Genomic DNA, 22,354 nt, shown 5'->3' on the forward strand with positions numbered 1-22,354 from the left:
ACCTGCCGATGGTCAACGACCCGGGACTGAAAGTCCCGGGCTTGCACAACGGGCACCACTGGCTGTGGTGCTGCGTTTGCGTCCTGTCCCACGCCCGGTGTTCGGGGGTGGGTCTGGGGCGGTTGACTGCGCCCCGCGTCGCCACAACTCTTCCGCACGGTGACGGATGTTGCGGGAGCCGTTCCAGTCCGCGTGTGCAACGACACCGCAGGACCGGCATACGAAGCGGGCCTGGGAGGCCCGGTTCGCCTTGTCGATGTACCCGCATTCGGCGCAGGTGCGGGAGGTGTACGCCGGATCGACGTACACCACCGGCACCCCCGCTCTGCGGGCCTTGTACGCGATGAACTGTCCGAGCTGGGCGAAGCTCCAGCTGGAGTGGGTGGCCCGTTGGGGCTTGCGAAGCCGTACCCGGGCGCGGATGCCCGTCAGATCCTCGAGGGCGATTCCGCGTCCGGTGCGTTCTGCCTCGACCACCACATGTTTCGCGATCTTGTGGTTGATGTCCTTCACCCGCCGCGCCTCCTTACGCCTGCGCTTCTTCAAGCGCCGTTTGGCGGACGGGGTGTTCTTCCTCTGGAGCTTCTGACGCAAGGTGCGCTCGCGGAGGCGTCCGCGATTCAGGCGGCGTCCGGCCATGATCTGACCGTCCGAGGTGGTCGCGATGTTCACGATCCCCAGATCGATCCCCAGGAACTGGGTGACGCTGGTGTTGAGTGCGGCCTCGGGGACCTCGCAGGTGGCGATCAGGAACCACATGCCGTCGCGGAACAGCAGATCGGACTCGCCCTTGCGATACAGGGCCAGACGCGCCACATGTTCGGGGGCGGCGGTGAACGCCACTTCTTTCATCCGGCCGGACAGGGTCCAGATCGACACCGTGCACTCGGTGTGCTGCCAGGACAGCATCCGGTCGTCATAGGGCTGCGCGCCCTCAGGGCGGAAGGAGATCGGTTTTTCGGTGGCGCGCCGGTAGCGCTTGGAGGAGGGCCTGCCGAGGTTTCCTGCCTTCAGGTTCGCCTTGAGCGTGTTGTAGGCGTCGCAGGTCTTCTTGATGACGTGCTGGGCGGCCTGAGCTCCGAGTCCCCATCGGTCCTTGACCTGGGTGTAGGTGTGCTCGCGCAGGGGGAAGTTGCGTTTGATGTCTTTCTCGAACGCCACCTGGGAGACCCAGGTCGCGGCCTCGTTGCAGGCGTGCAGGGTTGCCTCAAGTGCCGCCGCCTGCACAGGCGTCGGCAGGAGCTTCACCTGCACCGTCAACTTCACGACCGTGACGTTACCTGCCGCCTGACGTACCGGCATTCGAACGGCGCACATTCCACACCGGGCACTGCGGCCCGGTTTCCTGCGGGCTCTCCGCGCCCGTTGCCGCGGCGATGCTCCGCATCGCCGTCACCGGATGCGATTCCTCCCGGGGGTGAACCCCCCGGGGTTCCTCGCAAGAGCACGCTGAACCTGGTCGACTACCAGCCCGTCGCGCTCTTCCACCGTCTGGTGACGGGCGACCGCGAGGCTTTCGCGGAAGCGCTCGCGGAGGCGCTCGCCCATCACGAGCGCTACTGGAGCGACGCGACGGGGCCGCACAGCCGGGTGGCCCTCGGCCCGCTGGCGCTGGCGTGCCTCGCCTTCGACTCGGAGTTCCCCGTCGACAGCAAGTCGCCGTATCTGCCCGGGTTCCTCCTCGACCGGTCCTGGTACGGCGAGTTCGACACGTGAGAGCGGGCTCCGGGGCGGCTACCGCCGGGCGGCCTCGCGGCGGTAGAAGTCGAACTGCGTCACGCCCTCGTAGCCGCAGCTCTCGGGGTGCAGTTCGTGCAGCGCGACTCCGCAACGGGCGAGCGGGCCGAGGGTCTTGGTCAGCAGTTCGCCCGCCTCGGCGATGAACGCGGCCTTCTCCGCGGCGCTGTTCGTGCCGACGGTGACGGTGGCCTCGACATGGGCGTCGAGGCCACCGGTCAGCGGCCTGCCGTCGACGTAGTAGCGGTCGGCCGGCACCAGGTCGACGTGCACGATGGTCCTGGCGCCGGACTTGCGCAGCGCCGACACGGCCAGGCCCGTGAGGCCCTCGGCAAGGGTGCGTTCTACGTCGGCGGGAAGCGCGGTGTCGGTGACGGTGACGCGGATGAAGGGCATGGCTCCTCCTGAGCAGGTGCCGGGGGTGTGTCCGCCGGAGGTGGCGGCACGGACCCAGCGTCACCGACCTGGCACCATTGATCCAACGCATACGTGTCATAGGTATATGAGGCCCACGCATGACCCTGAACCTTTCCCAGCTGCGGGCGTTCCTCGCCGTCGTCGACGCGGGCGGATTCAGCGCGGCGGCGGCCGAACTCGGTCTGAGCCAGTCGGCGGTGTCGCACGCAGTCGCGGCCCTGGAACGCGAGTTGACCGCTCCGCTACTGGTGCGGGCCACTCCGGTGAGGACCACGGCGCTCGGCGAACGGGTCGTGCCGCACGCCCGGACCGCGGTGGCGGCGGCCCGGTCCGTGGAGCAACTCGCGGCGGACGCGGCCACCATGACGGGCACGGTGCGCCTGGCCGCCACACCCACGGTCTGCCAGGGCCTGGTCCCCGGCCTGCTGCGGCACTGGAGCGAGGACCAGCCCCGCGTCACGGTCCGGGTCTTCGAAGGGGACAGCGCCGAGATCGCCGCCTGGCTGGAGAACGGGACGGCCGACGCCGCCATCCTGATCGACCCTCCCCCGGGCCCGGGCATTCAGCTCGCCGAGGACAGCTACCGCGCCGTACTACCCCTGGACCATCCCCTCGCCGGCGAGCCGGTCGTCGACATCCGTGACCTGGAGGACGATCCGTTCCTGATCTCGCCCAACGGCTGCGAGGACCGTATCCGGACGATCCACCGTCTCGCCGGGCTGGAATTCAGCCCCACACACCGGGTCCGGGATCTGGCGACCCTGATCAGCATGGTGCAGGCCGGTATCGGCGTGACCGTCCTGTCGGAGGCGTCCCGCTCACTGATGCCGCCCGACCTGGCGCTGCTGCCGCTGCACCCCCAGACCTCACGGCGCCTCGTGCTGACCGGACCCCGGGCCCGCCCCTGGCACCCGGCCGTCCGCACCCTGGCGAACTCCGCCCTGGACCATCTCGCCGCGGCCGGCGCCATGTCGGGCGCACACGCGGGCTGAAGAATTCCGTCGAAGCCACGGCCGGTGTTGCCTACTGTGGCGGCATGCCCCATGGGAAGACCTCATACGTATGCCTGCGCTGCCGGGTCTCGTACAAGCAGCCCCACGACCGGGACAGGGAGCGGATCTGTCCGCGCTGTGCCGAGCCGATGATCCACGCGGGGTCCGCCTTCGCCGCGCCGCGCCGCCGCGACACCGCCGCGTGGCGCACGCTCTCGGTTCTGCTGCACGCGGGCGTGGGATTCCACAAGAGCTGCTGCGGTGGCCCGGGGTTCCGGCCCCGGGGCCTGCGTGAGGTGCGCGAGCGCCTTGCGTACGCCGAGCGGTCCGGTGAGCCCGTCGCCCGCGCGCTCTCGCGGTATGAGGTGCCCTGGATCGTTGCGCCCCGTCAGCACTGAGGGGCGCCGTCGTGTCGATCGCCACCGGCACAGAGCCCGACGGCGCTGCGCCGATGGCGAGACAGCACCCCGATCCACCACACACTTGCTTATTGGTCGTGCACTCAATAGCATCCGGGCATGCCGTCAAGCCTCCAGCACAAGCGCATCCGGAAGGCGCCGGCCGCCCGACGTGCGGAGATCGTCGGCGCGGCCGCCACGGTCGCCCTCGCCGAGGGGCTCGAGTGCGTCACCCTGCGGCGGATCGGCGAGGAGCTCGGCGTCCGCCCCGGACTGATCAGCCACTACTTCCCCTCGACGGACGACCTCGTGGCGGAGGCCTTCGGCAGCGCCGCCGGCGCCGAGCTCGACAGCCTCCTGCCCGCCCAGCGGGCCCAGGGGACGCCCACGCTGCACCTGGGATGGTTCTTCGCCCGCGCGACCGGCGCGTCCTACGACAACATCAGCCGCCTCTGGATCAACGCGCGCCACCTCAGCCGCTACCGGCCCGTCCTGCGCGACCGGGTCGCCGAGCAGGAGGCGGCCTGGCGCGAGCGACTCACCGGCCTGATCCGGCAGGGCGTCGACCGGAACGAATTCCGTACGGACGACCCGTATGTGACAACCATTCAGATCCTGGTCGTGCTCGACGGCCTCGGAGCGCACGCCAACACCGGAACCGGTAACCGTCCCTCCGAGGTGTCGCGCATGGCCGCCACGACGGCGGAACGCGAACTCGGCCTTCCGCACGGGACCCTCACCCGGTCCGACGCGCCGCTCACGGCGTCACCCACCGGCTAGGGTCCCGTGTCCCGGCCACCACCCACCGGCCGGGACCCGCAGCCCGGCCACCCTCACCCGCCCTCCAAGGAGCCGCCGTGCCCACCCCTCTCGTCCTGCTCTCCGCCCGCCTGCTCGACCCGGTCACCGGCGCGTTCCTGCCGCAGACCGCCCTCGCCGTGTCCGGCGGGCGGATCTCCGCCCTCGCCGACGACCACGGCATACGTGAGCACGTGGACGCATCGACCACGGTGATCGACCTCAAGGGCGCCGTGGTGACCCCGGGCCTGGTCGACGGGCATCTCCACCCCGTCTCGGGCGCCGAGCTGACGGGCGGGCTCGACCTGTCGGGCTGCACCGACGTGGAGGACGTGCGGGCGGCGCTCGCCGCCGAGGTGCGGAAACTGGCGCCAGGGGCGTGGCTGCACGGCTGGGGGCTCGATCCGAACGTCTTCGGCGACCGGCCCGTCGGGATCGCCCCCTTCGACTCCGTCCTCGACGGTGTACCGGCCCTTCTGCTGCTGTTCGACGCCCACTCCATGCTGGCCAGCCGGCGCGCACTGGAACTGGCCGGCGTGGACGGTCCGCGCACCTTCGACCAGGCCTCCGCCGAAGTGGTCTGCGACGAGCAGGGCCGTCCCACCGGTCTCCTTCAGGAGGACGCCGCCTGCGAGCTCGTGGAACGGGTCGCCCCGCAGCCCTCGCGGGAGGAGCGCCGCGACCGGCTCGCCGCCACGCTGCGCGCCATGGCCGCCTCGGGACTCACCGGCGGTCACGTCATGGACGCGAACGGCGACAGCCTCGCCCTGTTCTCCGAGCTCGACGCCGCCGGTGAGCTCGCGCTCCGTCTGCGGGTCGCGCCGTGGTGCCAGCCCGGCACCGACGCCGAAGGAGTGCGGGCGCTCATCGAGCAGCAGGGCGCCGGCGGCGCACTGTGGCGTACGGACGGCGTCAAGATCTTCATGGACGGCACGATCGACAACGGCACGGCCTGGTTGGAGCGCCCGGACTGCCACGGCGAGTCCACCCACGCCTTCTGGCCGGACCCCGAGGTCTACACGCGGATCATCGGCGAGCTGCACCGCGCCGGAGTGCCCACCGCCACCCATGCGATCGGCGACGCCGCCGTACGCCATGTCCTCGACGCCGTCGAGAAAGCGCAGGCCACCGGCGGGCGCGGGGCGCGTCACCGGGTCGAGCACATCGAGACCGTGCCCGACGACACCCTGGGACGGTTCGCCGAGCTCGGCGTCATCGCGTCCATGCAGCCCACCCACTGCTGCGACTTCACCCGTGCCGACCACAGCGACAACTGGTCGCGCCGCCTCGGCGAGGAGCGCGCATCGCGCGCCTGGCGCTGCCGCGACCTGCAGGACTCGGGCGCGACCGTGGTCCTCGGCTCCGACTGGCCGATCGCCCCGTATCCGCCGCTCGGGGTCATGGCCGGCGCGCGTCACCGCCGTCCGAGCCGCGACCTCACCCAGGACCCGCACGGACCCGAGCAGGCGCTCACGCCGCTGGAGGCGCTCCAGGGTCTGACGGTCAACGCGGCCTACGCGGCGGGCGAGGAGCACGAGGCCGGGCGGATCGCCGTCGGCCGTCGCGCCGACCTCACCGTCCTCGCCGACAACCCGCTCACCACGGCCGACACCGCGCTGCCGGACCTGCCGGTGCTGCTCACGGTCCTCGACGGCCGTCCCACGCACCGGGACGCGAGCCTGTAGTCGTCCGCTGGTGCGCGGCGCCGCTCACACCGGCTCCGCGTACCAGTGGCGGTGGACGACCGGTTCCACCACGAGCACCCCCACTGCCGCGGCCGCCGCCACCGAGGCCGCGGGAAGCGAACCCCACGCGGCCGCGGCCGCCCCGGCGAGCACCACCAGCGGGCGCACCAGGGTCAGCGGCCCGAGGCCGACGACCACGGCGAGGGTGCCGGCCCGGAACGGGCCCCACAGGTAGCACCCGAGGCTCAGCGCGACGATCACCGCGTACGGCGCGTAGCACAGGAGCATCCGGTGGGCGGCGGCGTCGAGTTCGGCGTAGCGCGCGCCGCGGTCCGCCGCCGTGACGAGCTGCGTCACGGCGAGGGCCGCGCTCAGCAGCAGCGCAGGGGCGCCGACCGCGAGACCGCGGCGGGCCGCGAGCAGCGCTCGTTCCGACTTACGGATGCGGCCGTCCCGCCCGGTGTAGGCGCGGAACCCGGCGAACGCCGCGTCGACGAGCGCCAGGGCGGCGAGCAGGAAGGCGTTCACCGGGCGCCCTCCCCCGTCGAAGCCCCCTGGCGCGTCCCGCCCACGGTGTCCGCACGCCCGACCAGGCGGCCTGACGGTCCGGGTCCCAGCTCGGCCCGCAGTGGCGGCAGCAGGTCCGGGCGTACGCCGATGACGGGGCGCAGCGTGGTGCAGAACGGGTTGCTGCGGCCCCGCGGTTCGTACACGAGCGGGGTCAGGCCGTCGGCGTGTGCGGCGGCCGCGAGCAGTGTCTCGTCGTCGTGGGCGCGGCGGGCCGACATCACACCGTCGTGGCGGCCCAGCGGATCGCGCATACGCGCCCGGTGGAAGACCCAGGCGCCGATCGGGGCGAGACCGGTGGCGGCGATGTCGAAGTGGCAGAACGCGGCGGTGCCCGGCGTGGCCTGGGCGGCGAAGAAGGCGTCGAGGTCGTCGCCCCGGAAGTGATGCAGCACGCCCGTCGACACGTACACGGTGGCGGGCTCGTCGAGGGCGAACGCGTCACCCCGTACGAAACGGCAGGGCAGTCCCTCCGCGCGGGCGAGCCGCCCGGCCTCGGTGACCAGGGCCGCGTTGAAGTCCACGCCGACCAGGTCGGCATCGGGGCCGAGGGCATCCGACGCGGCCAGCCACCGCACGAGGTAGCCGAGGCCGCAGCCGACGTCGACCACCCGCAGCGGGCCGTCGGTCCGCCCGGCGGCGCGGATCACGGCGAGCAGCGGACGCAGGAGTTCGGCGATGCGGTCGCCGAGGCGCAGTTCCTCGCTGAGCCGCTGGAGTTCGGTGTGGACGGCGACGAGCCGGCGGTCCACGGCGAGCGGATCGAGGTTCCCGTCGTCGTCGCACGCAAGCCCGGCGGCGATACGGGCGCCACTTCGGTCACCCGCGGCGACGAGCCGCGCGACGACGTCGGCGCCCCGCACCGGCAGGCGTTCGCGCGTGCCGGGGTCGTGGTCCACGACCAGATCGGATATCTCGATGAGCTGCACAGGGAGAAGGTACGCGGCTGGGGAGGACGTCGGCGCCGCGCCCCGGGAGGCGGTACCGGCGGCCGGTGTCGTGATGCGCGCGTGTGGTCCCGCCGTTCGGCCGCCGCGATGGCAGGGTCGGTCCGTGGGGATGCGGTCGTGGTCCGGGGCGGCGGCCCCGGGAACGCGGCGGGATGCCGACCACACGCACTGCCGGGCTGTCTGGAAAGGAGATCCGCTGATGACTGACACGACCATGCTCGCCGCCGGAGTCGACGAGTTCGGGCCCGCCTCCGCTCTCACCGTGTCACGCCGTCCCGTTCCCGAGCCGGGGCCCGGGGAGATCAGCATCGACGTCACGTATGCGGGCGTCGGGTTCGTCGACACGCTGCTGCGCTCCGGGGCGTTCCCCCTGTGGACGCCGATGGTTCCCGGGATCGAGGTCACCGGCCGGGTGCGGGCCGTGGGCCGCGATGTCCAGGGGTTCACGGTCGGCCGGAGCGTCGCCGCGCTGCTCAACGACTTCGGGCGCGGGCAGCGCGCCGGCGGTTACGCGCAGGTCGCCGTCGCGCACCACACGATGGCCGCTCCGGTGCCGGACGGCGTCGACCTGCGCCGCGTCACCGCCGTCATCGTCAACGGCGTCACGGCGTGGGTGGCCCTGCACGATGTCGCCCGGCTCGACTCCCGGGACCGGGTCCTCGTCCTCGGGGTGACCGGTGGCCTGGGCGCCACCACGGCGCGCATGGCGGCGCTCTTCCCGGCCCGGCAGGTGATCGGGGTCGTCGGCCGCGACCCGGACCGGGCACCGGCCGAGTGCACGGACGTGGTGGTCGCGGACGCGCTGGCCGACGGTCTCGACCGGCTCACGCCGGACGGATCGGTCGACGTCGTCATCGACCCGGTGGGCGGCCCGCTGCGCGCCACCGCGTTCCAGCGCCTCGCCCCCTTCGGACGTCACGTCGTCCTCGGCAACGCCGGCCGCGACGACCGGCCCTTCTCCGGTGACGAGACCTGGCTGGCGACGCGCACTGTGTCGGGCCTGAGTATCGGCGGCGTCGCCCATCTGCGCCCGGCGACCTGCACCGGGGCGCTCACCGCCGTCATCTCCCTGGTGGCCCGCGGCATCCTGGACGAGCCGCTGCCGGCGGTCGAGCCGCTGGAGAACGCCGGCAAGGTGCACGAGGCTCTGGAGAACCGGACGGCCCCGGCGAAGACGGTGCTGTCCGTGGCCGATTGAACTCCTGCCCGCGCCACGGCCGGACGGCCCCGCCCGCCCTCGGACGGACGGGGCCACCGCTCTCGCGTCTACCGCGAAGCCACCTCGTCGGACACCGCACCCGGCACCGGCGCGTAACCGGTCGCCCGGCTGGTGAACGTGCCCCGGCCCTGCGTCCGGCCGCGCAACTGGGACGCGTAGCCGAAGAGTTCGGCCAGGGGCACCGTCGCCGTGACGACCGCGGTGCCCGCGCGCATCGCGGAGGCGGAGATCTGGCCGCGTCGCGCCGCCAGGTCCCCGAGCACCCCGCCCACGGCGTCCTCGGGCACGGTCGCCGTGATCTCGACGACCGGTTCGAGGAGCGCCATGACGCTCGCCCGGAAGGCTGCCCTGAGCGCGAAACGGCCCGCCGTGCGGAACGCCATCGGCGAGGAGTCCTTGGGGTGCGTGGACCCGTCGGTGAGCGTGACCTGCACCCCGGTGACCCGATGGCCGCCGAGGGGGCCCTCGCTCAGGGCGTCCCCGCACCCGGCCTCCACGGCCTGGACGTAGTCCCGCGGCAGCCGTCCGCCGGTGACGACCGACCGGAACACGAAACCGTCGCCCGTGCCGTCCTGCGCCACCGGCAGCGGCCGTACGTCGATGACGACGTGCGCGAACTGGCCTGCTCCTCCTTCCTGTTTGACATGCCGGTACACCAGTCCGGACACCCCGCGCGAGACCGTCTCCCGGTAGGCCACCTGCGGCCTGCCGACGCCGACCTCCAGACCGTGGGCCCGGCGGATCTTCTCCACCGCCACCTCCAGATGCAGTTCACCCATGCCCGAAAGGACCGTCTGGCCGCTCTCGCGGTCGGTCCTGACGACGAGCGAGGGGTCCTCCTCGACGAGTCGTGCCAGCGCGGAGACCAGACGTGCGCTGTCGGCGTTCCTGTGTGCCTCGACCGCCACGGAGACGACCGGTTCGGCCACCGTGGGCGGTTCGAGGACGACAGGCGCGTCGGGTGCGCACAGGGTCGCGCCGCTGCGGGCGGCCTTCACTCCGGCCACCGCGACGATGTCCCCGGCCACCGCGCGGTCCACCTCGGTGTGCCGGTCGGCCTGGACGCGCAGGATCCGGCCGATCCGCTCCGTACGCCGTGCGCCCGCATCCCACACCGCCTCTCCTCTGCGCACCGTTCCCGAGTACACCCGCAGATAGGTCAGACGCCCGCGAGGAGTCGCCTGCACCTTGAACACCAGCGCGGCCAGTGGTGCCTCCGGATCGCAGGCACGCTCCTGCTCGTCGTCGCCGACGGCACCGCGGACCGCGGGCACGTCGGGCGGCGACGGCAGGTAGGCGACGACCGCGTCCAGGAGCGGTTCGACACCGCGGTTGCGGTACGCCGATCCGCACAGCACGACCACGCCCTCACCGCTGCGCGTCAGATCCCGCAGCGCTCCCGTCAACGTCCCGGCGGACAGGGCCGATCCGTCGCAGAACTCCTCCAGCGCGCCGGGATGCAGTTGCGCCGCCGTCTCCTCGAGGAGCCGCCTGCGCCGCCGCGCCTCCTCGCGCAGCTCTTCCGGAACGGGCCCCTCCTCGTATGTGTCACCGCCCTCGCGCCAGGTGAGAAGGCGCATGCGGATCAGGTCGACGACACCGGTGAACGCGTCCTCCCGGCCGACGGGCAGCTGGACCACCATCGGGACCGTGCCGAGGCGCCGGCGCATCGACTCGACCGCCGTGTCGAGGTCGGCACCGGCGCGGTCGAGCTTGTTCACGAAGGCGATGCGCGGCACGCCGTGGCGGTCGGCCTGCCGCCAGACCGACTCGCTCTGCGGCTCGACGCCCGCGACGGCGTCGAACACGGCGATGGCGCCGTCCAGCACGCGCAGGGAGCGCTCGACCTCGTCGGCGAAGTCGACATGGCCCGGGGTGTCGATCAGGTTGATCCGGTGCCCGTCCCAGGCGCAGCTGACGGCCGCGGCGGAGATGGTGATGCCCCGTTCGCGTTCCTGGACGTCGAAGTCGGTGACGGTGGTGCCGTCGTGGACTTCGCCGCGTTTGTAGGTGGCGCCGGTGGTGTAGAGGATCCGTTCGGTGACGGTGGTCTTTCCGGCGTCGACGTGGGCGAGGATGCCCACGTTGCGGACGGCCGTCAGAGGGGCGGTGTCATGACGGTGCAGGTCGGTACGCACGCCTGTGGCCTTTCAGGTGGTTCCACTCAGAGGCAGCGCGATTGCCGGACGGACAGCGCAACGGGCCCCGCCGTAGGGCCGGTTCGGGGTCGTGCGGACACGTGAGGTGTCAGATGTCCGTCGCGGGGGTCCGGTACCGGCCGCGCAGCCGGTGCCGGGCGCACCGAGACACCAGGATCACCTCGAACCGTGACCGGGGAACGACGACAGCGGTGCGGTGACGCACGGCCCGGCTCCCCTCACTTGTCACGGCGCACGCTGCGACGAAGGGCAGCGGCGTGAACACGTGGCGAGTGTAGGGAACCGGACCCGTGCCGGGCACCCGATTAAGGACGGCTCGCAGGCTCGTCCGCAGAGCGGCCCGCAGGCTCGCCGCTCATGGATGCATCCGCGCCCCCTTGAGGACCTTGTCGACGGCGTTGCGCGGGCCGTACACGGCCATGCCCACCAGGTCCAGTCGGTCGGTGGGTACGGCCCGTACGGCGGCACGGTTGTCCCGGTCGTTGCCGGTGCCGAACAGCTCCGCCGTGAACACGGCCGTCGGCAGCGAGCGCGACAGGGCGCGTCCGTGCGCCGTGGCCAGAGTCTGCCTCGCCCCCTCGAAGACCAGCACCGGCTGGCGGAACATCGGCAGGTACGCGGTGGCGTCGGCGTCCTCGTACGGGGCTCCGACCACCTCGGGGGCCGCCGTGCCGAGCCCGCTGACCAGGAACGCGGTCACGTTGAGCCGCTGCCAGGGCTCCAGGTCGTCGCGCAGCAGGACGGCGATCTTGGTATCGAAACGGACCGGCGCGGGGCCGGAGTGGTCGTCCGCCGCGGCCGGCGCCGGGCTCGCAACGTCGGTGGGGATCTCGTCCATCGTTCTCATGCTTCGAGACTGCGCTGTCCGGGCCGGTCCGGTCTTGTACGTTCCTTGCATGGTGCCCCGGCCGGAGATCTCCGCCTGGCGCCCGCAGGTCGCGGGTGTCGTGGAGGTGTTCCACGCCCACTTCACCGAGCACGCGTACCCCATGCACGTCCACGACGCGTGGACGCTGCTGATCGTCGACGACGGCGCGGTCCGCTACCACCTGGACCGCCACGAGCGCGGCACACCGAACGACACCGTCAGTCTGCTTCCGCCGCGCGTGCCGCACAACGGGTCGCCCGCCACCGCACACGGCTTCCGCAAGCGCGTCCTCTACCTCGACATGACGCAGCTCGACGAGACGTTCATCGGAGCGGCGGTGGACGGGCCCGACCTCACCGACCCCGTCCTGCGCACCCGCGTCGGCCAGCTCCACAGCGCCCTCGCCCGTCCCGGCGACGAGTTCGAGGCGCAGAGCCGCCTCGCCCTGATCGGCGAACGGCTGCGCACCCACCTGCGCCCCGGGGTCCCCGACACCGAGCGGCCCGGCGGCGGTGTCGCCCACGACCTGCGGGACCTCCTGGACGCACGGCTCGTGGACGGTATCTCCCTGGACGAGGCGGCGCGTCTCGTCCACGCCCACCCGACCCATCTCGTACGCGCCTTCAGCGGCGCCTTCGGCATCCCGCCGCACCAATACGTGATGTCCCGCCGTGTCGACCTGGCGCGCCGCCTTCTCCTCGGCGGGCAGCCGGCGGGCGAGGTGGCGACCGCCGCCGGGTTCTACGACCAGTCGCACCTCACCCGGCACTTCAAGCGGGTCCTCGGCACCACGCCGGGCCGCTACGCCCGTACCGCACCCTGAGCGCTTCGGGTGCTTTTAGCGGGTGTTGCGCGGGTTCGCGGAACCACTTCCCCCTACCGTCGTTGCACGGATGCCGCCGGGCGCCGAGGCCGGGCCGCGAGAAGACCCTGGGAGTGTGCGTGAAGGTTGTCTGTGTCGGTGGAGGACCCGCCACCCTGTACTTCTCGATCCTGCTGAAACTCCAGGCCCCTTCGCACGACATCACCGTCCTCGAGCGGAACCCGGCCGGCTCCACCTACGGCTGGGGCGTCACCTACTGGCCGGACATGCTGGAGCGGCTCAGGCACCACGACCCGCACTCCGCGTCCTCGATCAGCGACGGCTCGCTGCGCTGGCGTGACGGGGTCGCCCATGTCGGGGAGCGCACCACGACCCATGAGGGGGACGAGGGCTTCGCCATCGGCCGGCACAAGCTCCTCGACATCCTCGCCCGCCGCGCGGAGTCCCTGGGCGTCGGCATCGAGTACGGCCGCGAGGTCCGCGACCGCGAGCAGTTGCCCGAGGCCGACCTGATCGTGGCCGGTGACGGCGCCAACAGCACGATGCGCGACCGCCATTCCGGCCACTTCGGCACGCACACCACGCTGGGCCGCAACCCCTACCTCTGGCTCGGCACGACCAAGGTGTTCCGCTCCTTCACGTTCGCCTTCGCGCAGACCGCGCACGGCTGGATCTGGTGCTACGCGTACGGGTACAGCGGCGAGCACAGCACCTGCGTCGTCGAATGCTCCAAGGCGACCTGGCAGGGCCTCGAACTCGACCGTCTGCCCCAGCCGGAGGCCCTGCGCCGTCTGGAGGGAATCTTCGCGTCGCTCCTCGACGGCCACGCCCTCATCGGCCGCAGCGGCCTCGGCGGTCCCGCCCCCTGGCAGACCTTCCGCACCCTCACCAACCGGACCTGGTCGCACGGCAATCTGGTGCTGCTCGGCGACGCCGCGCACACCACGCACTACTCCATCGGCGCGGGCACGACGCTCGCGATGCAGGACGCGATGGTCCTGGCGAGCTCCCTCGCCGAGGCGAAGACGATCCAGCCGGCGCTCAGCCACTACGAGCGCACGCGCAAGAGCGAGCTGCTGTCCGTCCAGAGCGCGGCCCGGCACAGCGCCCAGTGGTACGAGAACCTCCCCCGCTACATCCAGCTCCCGCCGGCCCACATGTTCGCCCTGCTCGGCCAGCGGCACTCCCCACTGCTCCCCCACATCCCGCCGCAGCTCTACTACCGGATCGACCGGGCCGCCGACCAGTTGCAGTCACTGCGCAGACTCAAGCAGTGGCTGGGGCCGCGTCTCGCCCGCACCCTCCAGCACCGCAACTCCGCGCGCGGGTAAGGCACTTCGAGTCAGAGAGTCAGAGGCTCAAAGACTCAGAGACTCAGAGCCGGATGATCACGACTGCCGTGTCGTCGGAGTTGCCACCGCGCGGGAGCAGTTCGGCGAGCACCGTGTCGGCGAGGCGTTCCGCGTCCGCCGACGCATGGCGGGTCAGACAGGCGGCGAGGCGGGCCAGGCCCGTGTCGATGTCCTCACGGCGGCGCTCGACCAGGCCGTCGGTGTAGAGGACGAGCGTGGCCCCGTCCTCGAAGGCGGTCTCGGCCTCCGGTCTGGGGACGTGTTCGGGGCGGGCCCCGAGCGGCGGGTCGGTCGCCCGGTCCAGGAACTCCACGGTGCCGTCGGGGTGCAGCAACACGGGCGGAGGGTGGCCCGCGCTGCTGTAGGCGAGGGTGTGGCGGTCGCAGTCGACGACCACCAGCGCGGCGGTGGTGGACTCGGCACCCTCGACCGAGCGGGCGTAGAGCCCGAGGGCGTCGAGCGCGGCCGCGGGGCCGGCGGCCACGAGCACGGCGGCGCTCAGAGCGCTGCGGAGCTGGCCCATGACGCCGGCCGCGCGCAGGCCGTGGCCGACCACGTCTCCCACGGCCACCGCGAGCCGGTTGCCCGGCAGTTCGGCCACGTCGTACCAGTCGCCGCACACGTTCAGGGCGCCCACGGCCGGCCGGTAGCGCACGGCCGCCCTGCCACCGCCGACACGTTCCGGCACCGGCAGCATCGCGGCCTGGAGACTCAGCGCCACCTCGCGTTCGCGGGCGTGGGCCTGGCGCAGCCGCTCGTTGACGTCCTGGAGTTCCCTGGCGCGCGTGTACAGCTCCGCCTCCAGCACCTTGGCCCGGTCACCGCCACGGCCGCCCTTGGCGCGGATCAGCTGCGTGACCTCCTCCACCCGGTGCAGCAGCAGCACGACGCTGCCGTCGGCGCCGAAGACGGGGGCGTTGATAGGGCTCCAGTAGCGCTCCTGCCACTGACCGGGCCGGTCGGGGTACTCGACGTCGTACCGCTGGAGCGCCATGGTGTCGCGTTCCCCGGTGGCCACCACCCTGCGCAGCGACACCTCCAGGTTGCGCATGCCCGTCGCACCCGAGTCGTTGGGGTTGTCGGGGAATACGTCGAAGAGGTACCGGCCGACGAGCTGTTCACGGGTGCGCCCCGACATCTGGCAGAACGCCTCGTTGGCGTCCGCGTACACGAGGTCGGGTCTGAGCAGGGCGACCGAGCTGGGCAGCGCCTGGAACACCTGCTCGTAGTCGATTCCGGACTCCCTCACGACGCGTCCCGCCTCCTTGCGTGTGCCGCGCGTGCGGCGAACGGTGCCGGGCACCCCGCGTTCGAACGACCACAGGGTGTCCCAGCGGCAGGGGCCGGAGCTCCGATTACGTCATCGGCGGCGTGTCCTGTGGCCGTTCCGCCCGGCCGCCGTCAGTGGTGCCAGGCGTGGCCGTCCGTGTTGTGGATGAAGCGCTGCAGCACCTTGAGGGTGGTGAGATACTCCTCTTCCGAGACGCCCGCGTGCCGCTCGACCCGCAACTCCCTCTGGAGCAGAGCGACTTCGTCGAAGAAGTCCTTGCCCGCCGCCGTGAGCGAGAGCCGCCCCCCGGCGTCCTCGGTGATCCAGCCGTGGGCGATCGTCGCGTCGATCTCCTCCGCCAGGACGACATCGCCCGTGCCGAGGTAGCCGCTGAGGATGTCGGACACCTCGGCCCGGGTCTTGATGCGCTCGGCCCGTGCGACCTGCGCGAGGACCCACCACTGCGGCTGGGTGGTGCCCTTCTCCGCGAGGGCGCCCCGGGTGCGGGTGACGACAGCCTTGTAGGCGGCCCAGGCCCAGTAGCCGATGGGCTGCTCGATCAGTTCTGCGTCGCTGTGCGAGTACTCCATGGCTGGTTCGCTCCGTCCGGTGCGCACGATTCTTCGGTGTGTCCGAGCCTAGAAACTGAACCGCACTTGAGGTCCAGGGCTCGCGGCGGAGAGGATCGCGGCGATTTCGGATCGCGCGGGGCGGCCGTGCCCTGTCACCCTGCTGTCATGAGTGATGCCGAAGTGCTGCTCCTCGGCGGACGGGCCGGTGTCGGCAAGACGACCGTGGGCTGGGAGGTGTCGGCCCTCCTGCGCGCCGTGGAGGTGTCGCACGCCGTGATCGAGGGCGACTTCATGGGGCAGGTGCACCCGGCGCCGGAGGGTGACCCGCACCGGGCCGGGATCACCGAGGACAATCTGACGGCCGTGTGGGGCAACTTCGCCCGGCGCGGCCATCGGCGCCTCATCTACACGAACACGGTGAGTGTGCTGCCCGAGGCGGCGGCCATGTTCGAGCGCGCGATGGGACCGGGCGTCCGGATGGTACGGGTCCTGCTCACCGCGTCCGACGCCACCGCGGGCGAGCGGCTGACCGCCCGGGAGCTCGGCTCGGAGCTGGAGACGGAGCTGCGGGGCAGCATGCGCAAGGCACGCCTCCTGGACGAGCGGGCCCCCGCGGACACCGTGCGAGTGGCGACCGACGGGCGGACGGTCGCCGACATCGCCCGCGAGGTGGTGGCCGCGACCGGCTGGGCCGAGAAGCCGCCCGTCCCCGGGTGGACCTAGCTTCGGTCTCCCGCGACCGGGGGGACCTGGCTCACGGTTGCCGAGCCGGCCAGCCAGCGGCCCCCGTGGCGCGACACCTCGATGGGGCGGCCGAAGCAGGCCGTCATCCGGGCGGACGTGAGCACCTCGTCGGCCCGGCCTCCCGCCAGAACGCGGCCGTCGCGCAGGAGCAGCGCGTGGCCGATCGCCGGCGACAGCTCCTCCAGGTGGTGGGTGACGGTGATGGTGGACAGCCCCCGTCGCCCCTCGGCGAGTTGACGCATCGTGTCGATGAGGTCCTCGCGCGAGGGCAGGTCGAGCGCGTTGAAGGGCTCGTCGAGCAGGAGCAGGGACGGGTCCGCCATGAGCGCGCGGGCGATGAGGATGCGGGCCCGCTGGCCGCCGGAGCAGACGCCGTACGGCCGGTCGGCGAGGTCCTTGATGTCGAGCTCGGCCAGGAGCGTGTGCGCGCGCTCGCGTACGTCGGCGTCGTACTTCCGCCACAGCGGCTGCACGGTGCCGGTGTGCCCGGTCAGGACGACGGTGTGCCCGGTCAGGTCCAGCGGCACGCGCTGCGCGCTCGACACCAGGCCGATGTGCGCGCGCAGTTCGCGTACGTCGACGTTGCCGAGGCGGTGGCCGAGGACCTCGACGGTGCCGGTGGTGGGGTGCATCAGCGCGCCGATGAGGCGTAGCACGCTGGTCTTACCGGCGCCGTTGGCGCCGAGCAGGGCCCAGTGTTCGCCGGAGCGCACCGTCCAGTTGATGTCGTCGAGGATGACCTGGCCCGTCGTGAACCTGCGCACGCAGGCCCCGTCGAGGGCGGCGACGATCCGTCCGTTGCTCACTGACGCCTCCTGTCGAATGGACCGGCACAGGTTAGCTGCACATGGCATTCAAACGTGGAGACGTCCAGTTCGTGGACCCGCGCGGTCGCTACGGGCGCTTGACGGCGGCGAATGGCGCTTCCGGGTCCCCCTCCGCGGACAGGTGCGGCAGGATGCGGTCGAGCCAGCGCGGGGTCCACCACGCGGACCGGTCGAGGAGCGTCATCACCGCGGGCACCAGCAGCAGCCGCACGACGGTGGCGTCGATGAGCACGCTCGCACCGGCATGCCGATGCGAACCGACCGGCATTGAATCGAACGGGTGACGGCCGGGGCGCCGGCCCCTTCTCGTAGGGTCGTCACCACCCGCTCATCCGAGGAGAAGCTCGTGACCATTGCCTTCGACGACGTACGGGCCGCGGCCGACCGCATCGCGGGGCACACACGCCCGCTCGTGGTGGCCCCCTTGGGCGGCCGGGCGTTCGATGGTGCGTTCGGTGAGGCCGAAGGGTGGCTCGCGCTGGAGTTCATGCAGCACACCGGCTCGTTCAAGGCGCGTGGCGCCTTCAACTTCGTGAGCAGCCACATCGAGGCGGGCCTGATGCCGGACGCGGGCGTCGTCATCGCTTCCGGGGGCAACGCCGGGCTCGCCTGCGCCTGGGCCACGGCCCGGCACTCGGTCCGGGCCACCGTCTTCGTCCCCGAGACGGCTCCCGCGGTGAAGGTCGACAGGCTCCGGCGGCTGGGTGCCACGGTGCGGCAGGTCGGCTCGGAGTACGCGGAGGCGCTGGCGGCCTCGCAGAAGTACGCGGCCGAGAGCGGCGCCCTGGAGTCCCACGCGTACGACCACCCGTTGATCGCGGCCGGCGCCGGGACGGTCATGGAGGAGCTCGTTCAGGCGCTGCCCGGAGTCGACACCGTCCTCGTCTCGGTGGGCGGCGGCGGACTCTTCACGGGCATCGCCGCGTCGGCGCGTGAGCACGGCGTGCGTGTCGTGGCCGTGGAACCGGAGCGCTGCTGCGCCCTGCGCTCCGCGCTGGAGGCGGGCGCTGTGGTCAACGTCCCGGTCGACTCCGTCGCGGCCGACTCCCTGGGCGCACGCCGCACCTCCGAGATGGCGCTCGACTGGGCGGGCAAGGACCACGTACGGTCCGTTCTCGTGACCGACCGGGCGATCGTGTCCGCACGGCAGGCCCTGTGGGACGACCGCCGGCTCGCAGTCGAGCACGCGGCGGCCACGGCGCTCGCGGCGGTGACCTCAGGCGTCTATACGCCCGCACCCGGCGAGCGGGTCGCCGTGATCCTGTGCGGCGCGAACACGGACCCCGGCGACCTCACGCGGGGCACACGCCTCCCGGGCTGACACATCCCCGCAGCACGCACCCCGCGGGCGTTCCGGGGCGAACCCGGGCGATCGAACTTACGATGGGGTTCTCCGGCCGCTCCCGCGCGCACGTCCGCGGGGACCGGCGCCGGGGCGAGACGCCGATGAGTTCGGGGTGGAAGACGCATGGCACAGGCCGCAGGCCCAGCGCGCACCGTCATCCTGACCGTGGACGACGACCCGGGGGTGTCCCGCGCCGTCGCCCGTGACCTGCGGCGACGCTTCGGCGAGTCGTACCGCGTCGTCCGCGCGGAGTCCGGGGCGTCCGCCCTGGACGCGCTGCGCGAGCTCAAGCTGCGCGGCGACCTGGTCGCGGTGATCCTGGCCGACTACCGGATGCCCGAGATGAACGGCATCGAGTTCCTCGAGCAGGCCATCGACATCTATCCGGGCGCGCGCCGGATCCTGCTGACCGCGTACGCCGACACGAGCGCCGCCATCGACGCGATCAACGTCGTCGACCTCGACCATTACCTCCTCAAGCCGTGGGACCCGCCGGAGGAGAAGCTCTATCCCGTCGTGGAGGACCTGCTGGAGACCTGGCGGGCCACCGACCGCAAGCCCGTGGCGACGACGAAGGTCGTCGGGCACCGCTGGTCGGCGCGGTCGTCGGACGTACGGGAGTTCCTCGCCCGCAACCAGGTTCCGTACCGGTGGTACTCGTCCGAGGACCCGGAGGCCCGCTGTCTGCTGGCCGCCGCCGGGCAGGACGGCTCGCGGCTCCCGCTCGTGATCACCCCGGACGGCACCGCGCTCGTCGAACCCGAGGACGCCGAGCTGGCCGCGCGGGTGGGCCTGGCGACGACGCCGACGGCCGACTTCTACGACCTGGTCGTCGTCGGCGGCGGCCCCGCGGGGCTCGGCGCCGCCGTCTACGGGGCATCCGAGGGACTGCGGACCGTGCTCGTGGAACGCTCGGCGACCGGCGGACAGGCGGGCCAGAGCTCACGGATCGAGAACTACCTCGGCTTCCCGGACGGCGTGTCCGGGTCCCAGCTCACCGAACGCGCCCGGCGCCAGGCCGCGCGGTTCGGCGCCGAGATCCTCACCGCGCGTGAGGTGACGGGCCTGGAGGTGAACGGAGCCGCGCGCACCGTGCTGTTCTCCGACGGCACCGCCGTCTCCGCGCACAGCGTGATCCTCGCGACCGGAGTGTCGTACCGGCAGCTCGACGCCCCAGGCCTCGCGGGACTCACGGGGTGCGGGGTGTTCTACGGTTCCGCGCTGACCGAGGCGAGCGCCTGCCAGGGGCACAACGTGTACATCGTCGGCGGCGCGAATTCGGCGGGACAGGCCGCCCTGTACCTGGCCAGGGGCGCCAAGTCCGTGACCCTCCTCGTGCGGGGCCCGTCGCTCTCCGCCTCGATGTCGCACTATCTCGTCCAGCAGATCGAGGACGCGCCCAACGTCTCCGTACGCACCGGAACCGTCCTCGACGCCGCGCACGGATCCGAGCATCTGGAGCAGCTGACCCTGCGCGACGTGGCGAGCGGGCACACCGAACTCGTGGATGCGCACTGGCTGTTCGTGTTCATCGGGGCCGCGCCGCTGACCGGCTGGCTGGAGGGGACGGTGCTGCGGGACGGGCGGGGGTTCATCATGGCCGGTCCCGACCTCACCCCGGACGGACGGCCGCCCGCGGACTGGGACCTCGACCGGCCGCCGTACCACCTGGAGACCAATGTGCCCGGTGTGTTCGTGGCCGGGGACGCCCGCTCCGAGTCCGCCAAGCGCGTCGCGTCCGCCGTCGGAGAGGGAGCCATGGCCGTCATGCTCGTACACCGGTATCTGGAGCAGTCGTGAACGGGCGGCCGGTTCCGTGCAGCCGCGAGGAACTGGGCTCACTGTTCCTGTTCGAGAAACTCGACCCGGACCAGCTCGACCGGCTGTGCCGCGAGGGCCGCGTGGAGGCCTTCGAGCCCGGGCCCGTGTACGCGGAAGGCGATCCGGCGACCTGCTTCTACGTGCTCCTCGAGGGCGCGCTCGTCATGTCGCGCCGCGTCGGCGCCGACGACGTGGAGGTGAACCGGAGCTCCAGCCGCGGTGTGTACTCGGGTGCCTTCCAGTCCTACCTCGGGGATCGGGCCGCGCAGACGTACAACAGCTCGATGCGGGTCACGGAACCCTCGCGGTTCTTCGTCCTGCCCGCGGAGACCTTCGCGGCCGTCGTGCGGGAATGGTTCCCCATGGCCGTCCACCTGCTCGAAGGGCTGTTCTTCGGTGCGCGGAAAACCCAGCAGACGGTCGGCCAGCGGGAGCGGCTGCTGGCGCTGGGCTCGCTGTCCGCCGGGCTCACCCACGAGCTCAACAACCCGGCCGCGGCGGCGGCGCGGGCCACGTCGGCGCTGCGCGAGCGGGTCGCGGGCATGCGGCACAAGCTGGGCGCGATCGCCTCGGGCCCGTACCGGCGGGCCACGCTGGAGACACTCGTCGAGATCCAGGAGCGGACGGCCGAGCAGGTGGCCAAGGCTCCTGTTCTGACCCCTCTGGAGACCTCCGACCGCGAGGACGCCCTCACGGACTGGCTGGACGACCACGGGATCACCGCCGGCTGGCAGCTGGCGCCGAACTTCGTCCAGGCCGGCCTCGATGTCGACTGGCTCGACCAGGTCGCCTCGGCCGTCGGCGAGGAGACCCTCGAAGGCGCAGTGCGGTGGCTGAACTACACCGTCGAGACCGAACTCCTCATGAACGAGATCGAGGACTCCACCGCGCGGATCTCCCACCTCGTCGACGCGGCCAAGCAGTACTCCCAGATCGACCGGGCCCCTTCCCGGTTCGCGGACGTGCACGAGCTGCTCGACAGCACGCTGATGATGCTCTCCGGCAAGTTCGGGAACGGGATCAAGGTCGTCAAGGACTACGACCGCACACTGCCCGAGGTCCCCGCCTACCCCGGCGAGCTCAACCAGGTGTGGACGAACCTCGTCGACAACGCGGTCGCGGCGATGAACAGCACAGGCGGTGAGGGCACGCTGACGGTGCGCACCGCGCTCGACCGTGACCAGTTGCTCGTGGAGTTCCGCGACACGGGGCCCGGGATCCCCGCGGACATCCGTGGCCGCATCTTCGACCCGTTCTTCACCACCAAGCCGGTGGGCGAGGGAACCGGGCTCGGCCTGGACATCTCCTGGCGCATCGTCGTCAACAAGCACCACGGCCAGCTCGAAGTGCACTCCGAACCAGGAGACACCCGCTTCCAGGTGCGTCTCCCTCTCACGTCCACGAACTCCGACCCCGAACCCGACCCCCTACAGGAGCCCTCATGAGCACCCCGAAAGGAATCGACCCCGCTGTCCCGCCGAGCGGCACCGGATGCGTCGAGTGCGACGCGGTCGACGGCTGGTGGTTCCATCTGCGGCGCTGCGCGCAGTGCGGTCACATCGGCTGCTGCGACGACTCACTGGGCAAGCACGCGACGGATCACGCCAGGACCAGCGGCCACCCGGTGATCCAGAGCTTCGAGCCGGGCGAGAGCTGGTTCTGGGACTACAACACGTCCTCGCTCATCGAGACGGGCCCGGACCTCGCTCCCCCCGTCAGCCATCCCGAGACCCAGTCGGCCCCCGGCCCCGGGGACCGAGTCCCCTCGAACTGGAACGAGTTGCTGGGCTGACGGGTTCGCCGGACGGAC

23 protein-coding genes are annotated in these 22,354 nt (G+C 72.0%); 13 read left to right on the forward strand and 10 right to left on the reverse strand.

Annotated features, from left to right (window positions below):
- Positions 1-12: 12 nt before the first annotated feature.
- Positions 13-1,266, reverse strand: coding sequence for an RNA-guided endonuclease InsQ/TnpB family protein (locus OHO83_RS04100; protein ID WP_266678795.1), 1,254 nt, complete (start codon positions 1,264-1,266; stop codon positions 13-15).
- Here OHO83_RS04100 and OHO83_RS04105 point away from each other — a divergent pair.
- Positions 1,195-1,716 carry an Imm49 family immunity protein gene (locus tag OHO83_RS04105; protein ID WP_266678794.1) on the forward strand — a complete coding sequence of 174 codons (522 nt, stop codon included), beginning with the start codon at positions 1,195-1,197 and terminating at the stop codon, positions 1,714-1,716. The two genes, OHO83_RS04100 and OHO83_RS04105, sit on opposite strands and share 72 nt — an antisense overlap.
- An 18-nt stretch (positions 1,717-1,734) precedes the next feature.
- Here OHO83_RS04105 and OHO83_RS04110 read toward each other — a convergent pair whose 3' ends face one another.
- Entirely contained in the window at positions 1,735-2,133 is a 399-nt protein-coding gene (locus OHO83_RS04110; protein ID WP_266678793.1) for a tautomerase family protein, read from the reverse strand.
- 119 nt (positions 2,134-2,252) lie between these two features.
- Here OHO83_RS04110 and OHO83_RS04115 point away from each other — a divergent pair, with 119 nt between their 5' ends.
- The 4 genes from OHO83_RS04115 to OHO83_RS04130 all read left to right on the forward strand — a co-directional run bounded on the left by OHO83_RS04115 (position 2,253) and on the right by OHO83_RS04130 (position 6,027).
- Entirely contained in the window at positions 2,253-3,146 is an 894-nt protein-coding gene (locus OHO83_RS04115; protein WP_266678792.1) for a LysR family transcriptional regulator, read from the forward strand.
- A 44-nt stretch (positions 3,147-3,190) separates the two neighbouring features.
- Positions 3,191-3,544 carry a deoxyxylulose-5-phosphate synthase gene (locus OHO83_RS04120; protein WP_266678791.1) on the forward strand — a complete coding sequence of 118 codons (354 nt, stop codon included), beginning with the start codon at positions 3,191-3,193 and terminating at the stop codon, positions 3,542-3,544.
- Between the two features lie 120 nt (positions 3,545-3,664).
- Positions 3,665-4,324 (forward strand): TetR/AcrR family transcriptional regulator, encoded by a 660-nt coding sequence (locus tag OHO83_RS04125; protein ID WP_266678790.1) that lies wholly within the window; start codon positions 3,665-3,667, stop codon positions 4,322-4,324.
- Between the two features lie 77 nt (positions 4,325-4,401).
- Positions 4,402-6,027 (forward strand): amidohydrolase, encoded by a 1,626-nt coding sequence (locus tag OHO83_RS04130; RefSeq protein WP_266678788.1) that lies wholly within the window; start codon positions 4,402-4,404, stop codon positions 6,025-6,027.
- Between the two features lie 24 nt (positions 6,028-6,051).
- Here OHO83_RS04130 and OHO83_RS04135 read toward each other — a convergent pair whose 3' ends face one another.
- Both OHO83_RS04135 and OHO83_RS04140 read right to left on the reverse strand, forming a co-directional pair.
- The gene (locus OHO83_RS04135) at positions 6,052-6,555 is read right to left on the reverse strand and encodes a hypothetical protein (protein ID WP_266678786.1); all 504 of its coding nucleotides are present in this window, start codon (positions 6,553-6,555) and stop codon (positions 6,052-6,054) included.
- Positions 6,552-7,523: a class I SAM-dependent methyltransferase gene (locus tag OHO83_RS04140; RefSeq protein ID WP_330278693.1), complete on the reverse strand. Its 972-nt coding sequence runs from the start codon at positions 7,521-7,523 to the stop codon at positions 6,552-6,554. Before OHO83_RS04140 ends, OHO83_RS04135 begins: the two co-directional genes overlap by 4 nt.
- Before the next feature lie 220 nt (positions 7,524-7,743).
- On the opposite strand from OHO83_RS04140, the gene OHO83_RS04145 reads away from it, so the two are divergent.
- Positions 7,744-8,742, forward strand: coding sequence for a quinone oxidoreductase family protein (locus tag OHO83_RS04145; RefSeq protein WP_266678782.1), 999 nt, complete (start codon positions 7,744-7,746; stop codon positions 8,740-8,742).
- A 68-nt stretch (positions 8,743-8,810) separates the two neighbouring features.
- On the opposite strand, the gene fusA is transcribed toward OHO83_RS04145, so the two are convergent.
- On the reverse strand, positions 8,811-10,901 hold the full coding sequence (gene fusA / locus OHO83_RS04150; protein WP_266678780.1) for an elongation factor G: 2,091 nt from the start codon (positions 10,899-10,901) through the stop codon (positions 8,811-8,813).
- 376 nt (positions 10,902-11,277) lie between these two features.
- Complete coding sequence (locus OHO83_RS04155; RefSeq protein WP_266680230.1) at positions 11,278-11,760, reverse strand: DUF2000 domain-containing protein; 483 nt, start codon at positions 11,758-11,760, stop codon at positions 11,278-11,280.
- Positions 11,761-11,818: 58 nt separating this feature from the next.
- On the opposite strand from OHO83_RS04155, the gene OHO83_RS04160 reads away from it, so the two are divergent.
- Together OHO83_RS04160 and OHO83_RS04165 are read left to right on the forward strand one after the other, a co-directional pair.
- Positions 11,819-12,613, forward strand: coding sequence for a helix-turn-helix transcriptional regulator (locus tag OHO83_RS04160; RefSeq protein WP_266678778.1), 795 nt, complete (start codon positions 11,819-11,821; stop codon positions 12,611-12,613).
- A gap of 119 nt (positions 12,614-12,732) precedes the next feature.
- Positions 12,733-13,944 carry an FAD-dependent monooxygenase gene (locus OHO83_RS04165; RefSeq protein WP_266678776.1) on the forward strand — a complete coding sequence of 404 codons (1,212 nt, stop codon included), beginning with the start codon at positions 12,733-12,735 and terminating at the stop codon, positions 13,942-13,944.
- A gap of 43 nt (positions 13,945-13,987) precedes the next feature.
- On the opposite strand, the gene OHO83_RS04170 is transcribed toward OHO83_RS04165, so the two are convergent.
- Both OHO83_RS04170 and OHO83_RS04175 read right to left on the reverse strand, forming a co-directional pair.
- A complete protein-coding gene (locus tag OHO83_RS04170) occupies positions 13,988-15,214 on the reverse strand; it encodes a SpoIIE family protein phosphatase (RefSeq protein WP_266678774.1) in 1,227 nt (408 codons plus the stop codon).
- A gap of 152 nt (positions 15,215-15,366) precedes the next feature.
- Complete coding sequence (locus OHO83_RS04175) at positions 15,367-15,825, reverse strand: MarR family winged helix-turn-helix transcriptional regulator (RefSeq protein WP_330278694.1); 459 nt, start codon at positions 15,823-15,825, stop codon at positions 15,367-15,369.
- Between the two features lie 147 nt (positions 15,826-15,972).
- On the opposite strand from OHO83_RS04175, the gene OHO83_RS04180 reads away from it, so the two are divergent.
- Entirely contained in the window at positions 15,973-16,530 is a 558-nt protein-coding gene (locus OHO83_RS04180; protein ID WP_266678770.1) for an AAA family ATPase, read from the forward strand.
- On the opposite strand, the gene OHO83_RS04185 is transcribed toward OHO83_RS04180, so the two are convergent.
- Together OHO83_RS04185 and OHO83_RS04190 are read right to left on the reverse strand one after the other, a co-directional pair.
- Positions 16,527-17,357, reverse strand: coding sequence for an ABC transporter ATP-binding protein (locus OHO83_RS04185; RefSeq protein WP_266678768.1), 831 nt, complete (start codon positions 17,355-17,357; stop codon positions 16,527-16,529). The two genes, OHO83_RS04180 and OHO83_RS04185, sit on opposite strands and share 4 nt — an antisense overlap.
- Positions 17,358-17,445: 88 nt before the next feature.
- Complete coding sequence (locus OHO83_RS04190) at positions 17,446-17,610, reverse strand: hypothetical protein (RefSeq protein WP_443066113.1); 165 nt, start codon at positions 17,608-17,610, stop codon at positions 17,446-17,448.
- A gap of 114 nt (positions 17,611-17,724) precedes the next feature.
- Here OHO83_RS04190 and OHO83_RS04195 point away from each other — a divergent pair, with 114 nt between their 5' ends.
- The 4 genes from OHO83_RS04195 (at position 17,725) to OHO83_RS04210 (ending at position 22,336) form a co-directional block, all read left to right on the forward strand.
- Positions 17,725-18,699: a threonine/serine dehydratase gene (locus tag OHO83_RS04195; RefSeq protein ID WP_330278695.1), complete on the forward strand. Its 975-nt coding sequence runs from the start codon at positions 17,725-17,727 to the stop codon at positions 18,697-18,699.
- Between the two features lie 147 nt (positions 18,700-18,846).
- Positions 18,847-20,523 carry an FAD-dependent oxidoreductase gene (locus tag OHO83_RS04200; RefSeq protein ID WP_330278696.1) on the forward strand — a complete coding sequence of 559 codons (1,677 nt, stop codon included), beginning with the start codon at positions 18,847-18,849 and terminating at the stop codon, positions 20,521-20,523.
- Positions 20,520-21,989, forward strand: a complete 1,470-nt coding sequence (locus OHO83_RS04205; protein ID WP_266678762.1) for an ATP-binding protein — start codon at positions 20,520-20,522, stop codon at positions 21,987-21,989. The genes OHO83_RS04200 and OHO83_RS04205 overlap by 4 nt, the downstream gene beginning before the upstream one ends.
- The gene (locus OHO83_RS04210) at positions 21,986-22,336 is read left to right on the forward strand and encodes a UBP-type zinc finger domain-containing protein (RefSeq protein ID WP_266678760.1); all 351 of its coding nucleotides are present in this window, start codon (positions 21,986-21,988) and stop codon (positions 22,334-22,336) included. The genes OHO83_RS04205 and OHO83_RS04210 overlap by 4 nt, the downstream gene beginning before the upstream one ends.
- Positions 22,337-22,354 lie beyond the last annotated feature (18 nt).

Source organism: Streptomyces sp. NBC_00569, assembly GCF_036345255.1.
In the GTDB taxonomy this organism is placed as follows: Bacteria; Actinomycetota; Actinomycetes; order Streptomycetales; family Streptomycetaceae; genus Streptomyces.

Coding starts and splice junctions, on each gene's coding strand:
- OHO83_RS04145 (WP_266678782.1), top strand. CDS start 7,744: ATGACTGACACGACCATGCTCGCCGCCGGAGTCGACGAGTTCGGGCCC.
- OHO83_RS04125 (WP_266678790.1), top strand. CDS start 3,665: ATGCCGTCAAGCCTCCAGCACAAGCGCATCCGGAAGGCGCCGGCCGCC.
- OHO83_RS04155 (WP_266680230.1), bottom strand. CDS start 11,760: ATGGACGAGATCCCCACCGACGTTGCGAGCCCGGCGCCGGCCGCGGCG.
- OHO83_RS04175 (WP_330278694.1), bottom strand. CDS start 15,825: ATGGAGTACTCGCACAGCGACGCAGAACTGATCGAGCAGCCCATCGGC.
- OHO83_RS04115 (WP_266678792.1), top strand. CDS start 2,253: ATGACCCTGAACCTTTCCCAGCTGCGGGCGTTCCTCGCCGTCGTCGAC.
- OHO83_RS04120 (WP_266678791.1), top strand. CDS start 3,191: ATGCCCCATGGGAAGACCTCATACGTATGCCTGCGCTGCCGGGTCTCG.
- OHO83_RS04200 (WP_330278696.1), top strand. CDS start 18,847: ATGGCACAGGCCGCAGGCCCAGCGCGCACCGTCATCCTGACCGTGGAC.
- OHO83_RS04110 (WP_266678793.1), bottom strand. CDS start 2,133: ATGCCCTTCATCCGCGTCACCGTCACCGACACCGCGCTTCCCGCCGAC.
- OHO83_RS04210 (WP_266678760.1), top strand. CDS start 21,986: ATGAGCACCCCGAAAGGAATCGACCCCGCTGTCCCGCCGAGCGGCACC.
- OHO83_RS04180 (WP_266678770.1), top strand. CDS start 15,973: ATGAGTGATGCCGAAGTGCTGCTCCTCGGCGGACGGGCCGGTGTCGGC.
- OHO83_RS04160 (WP_266678778.1), top strand. CDS start 11,819: ATGGTGCCCCGGCCGGAGATCTCCGCCTGGCGCCCGCAGGTCGCGGGT.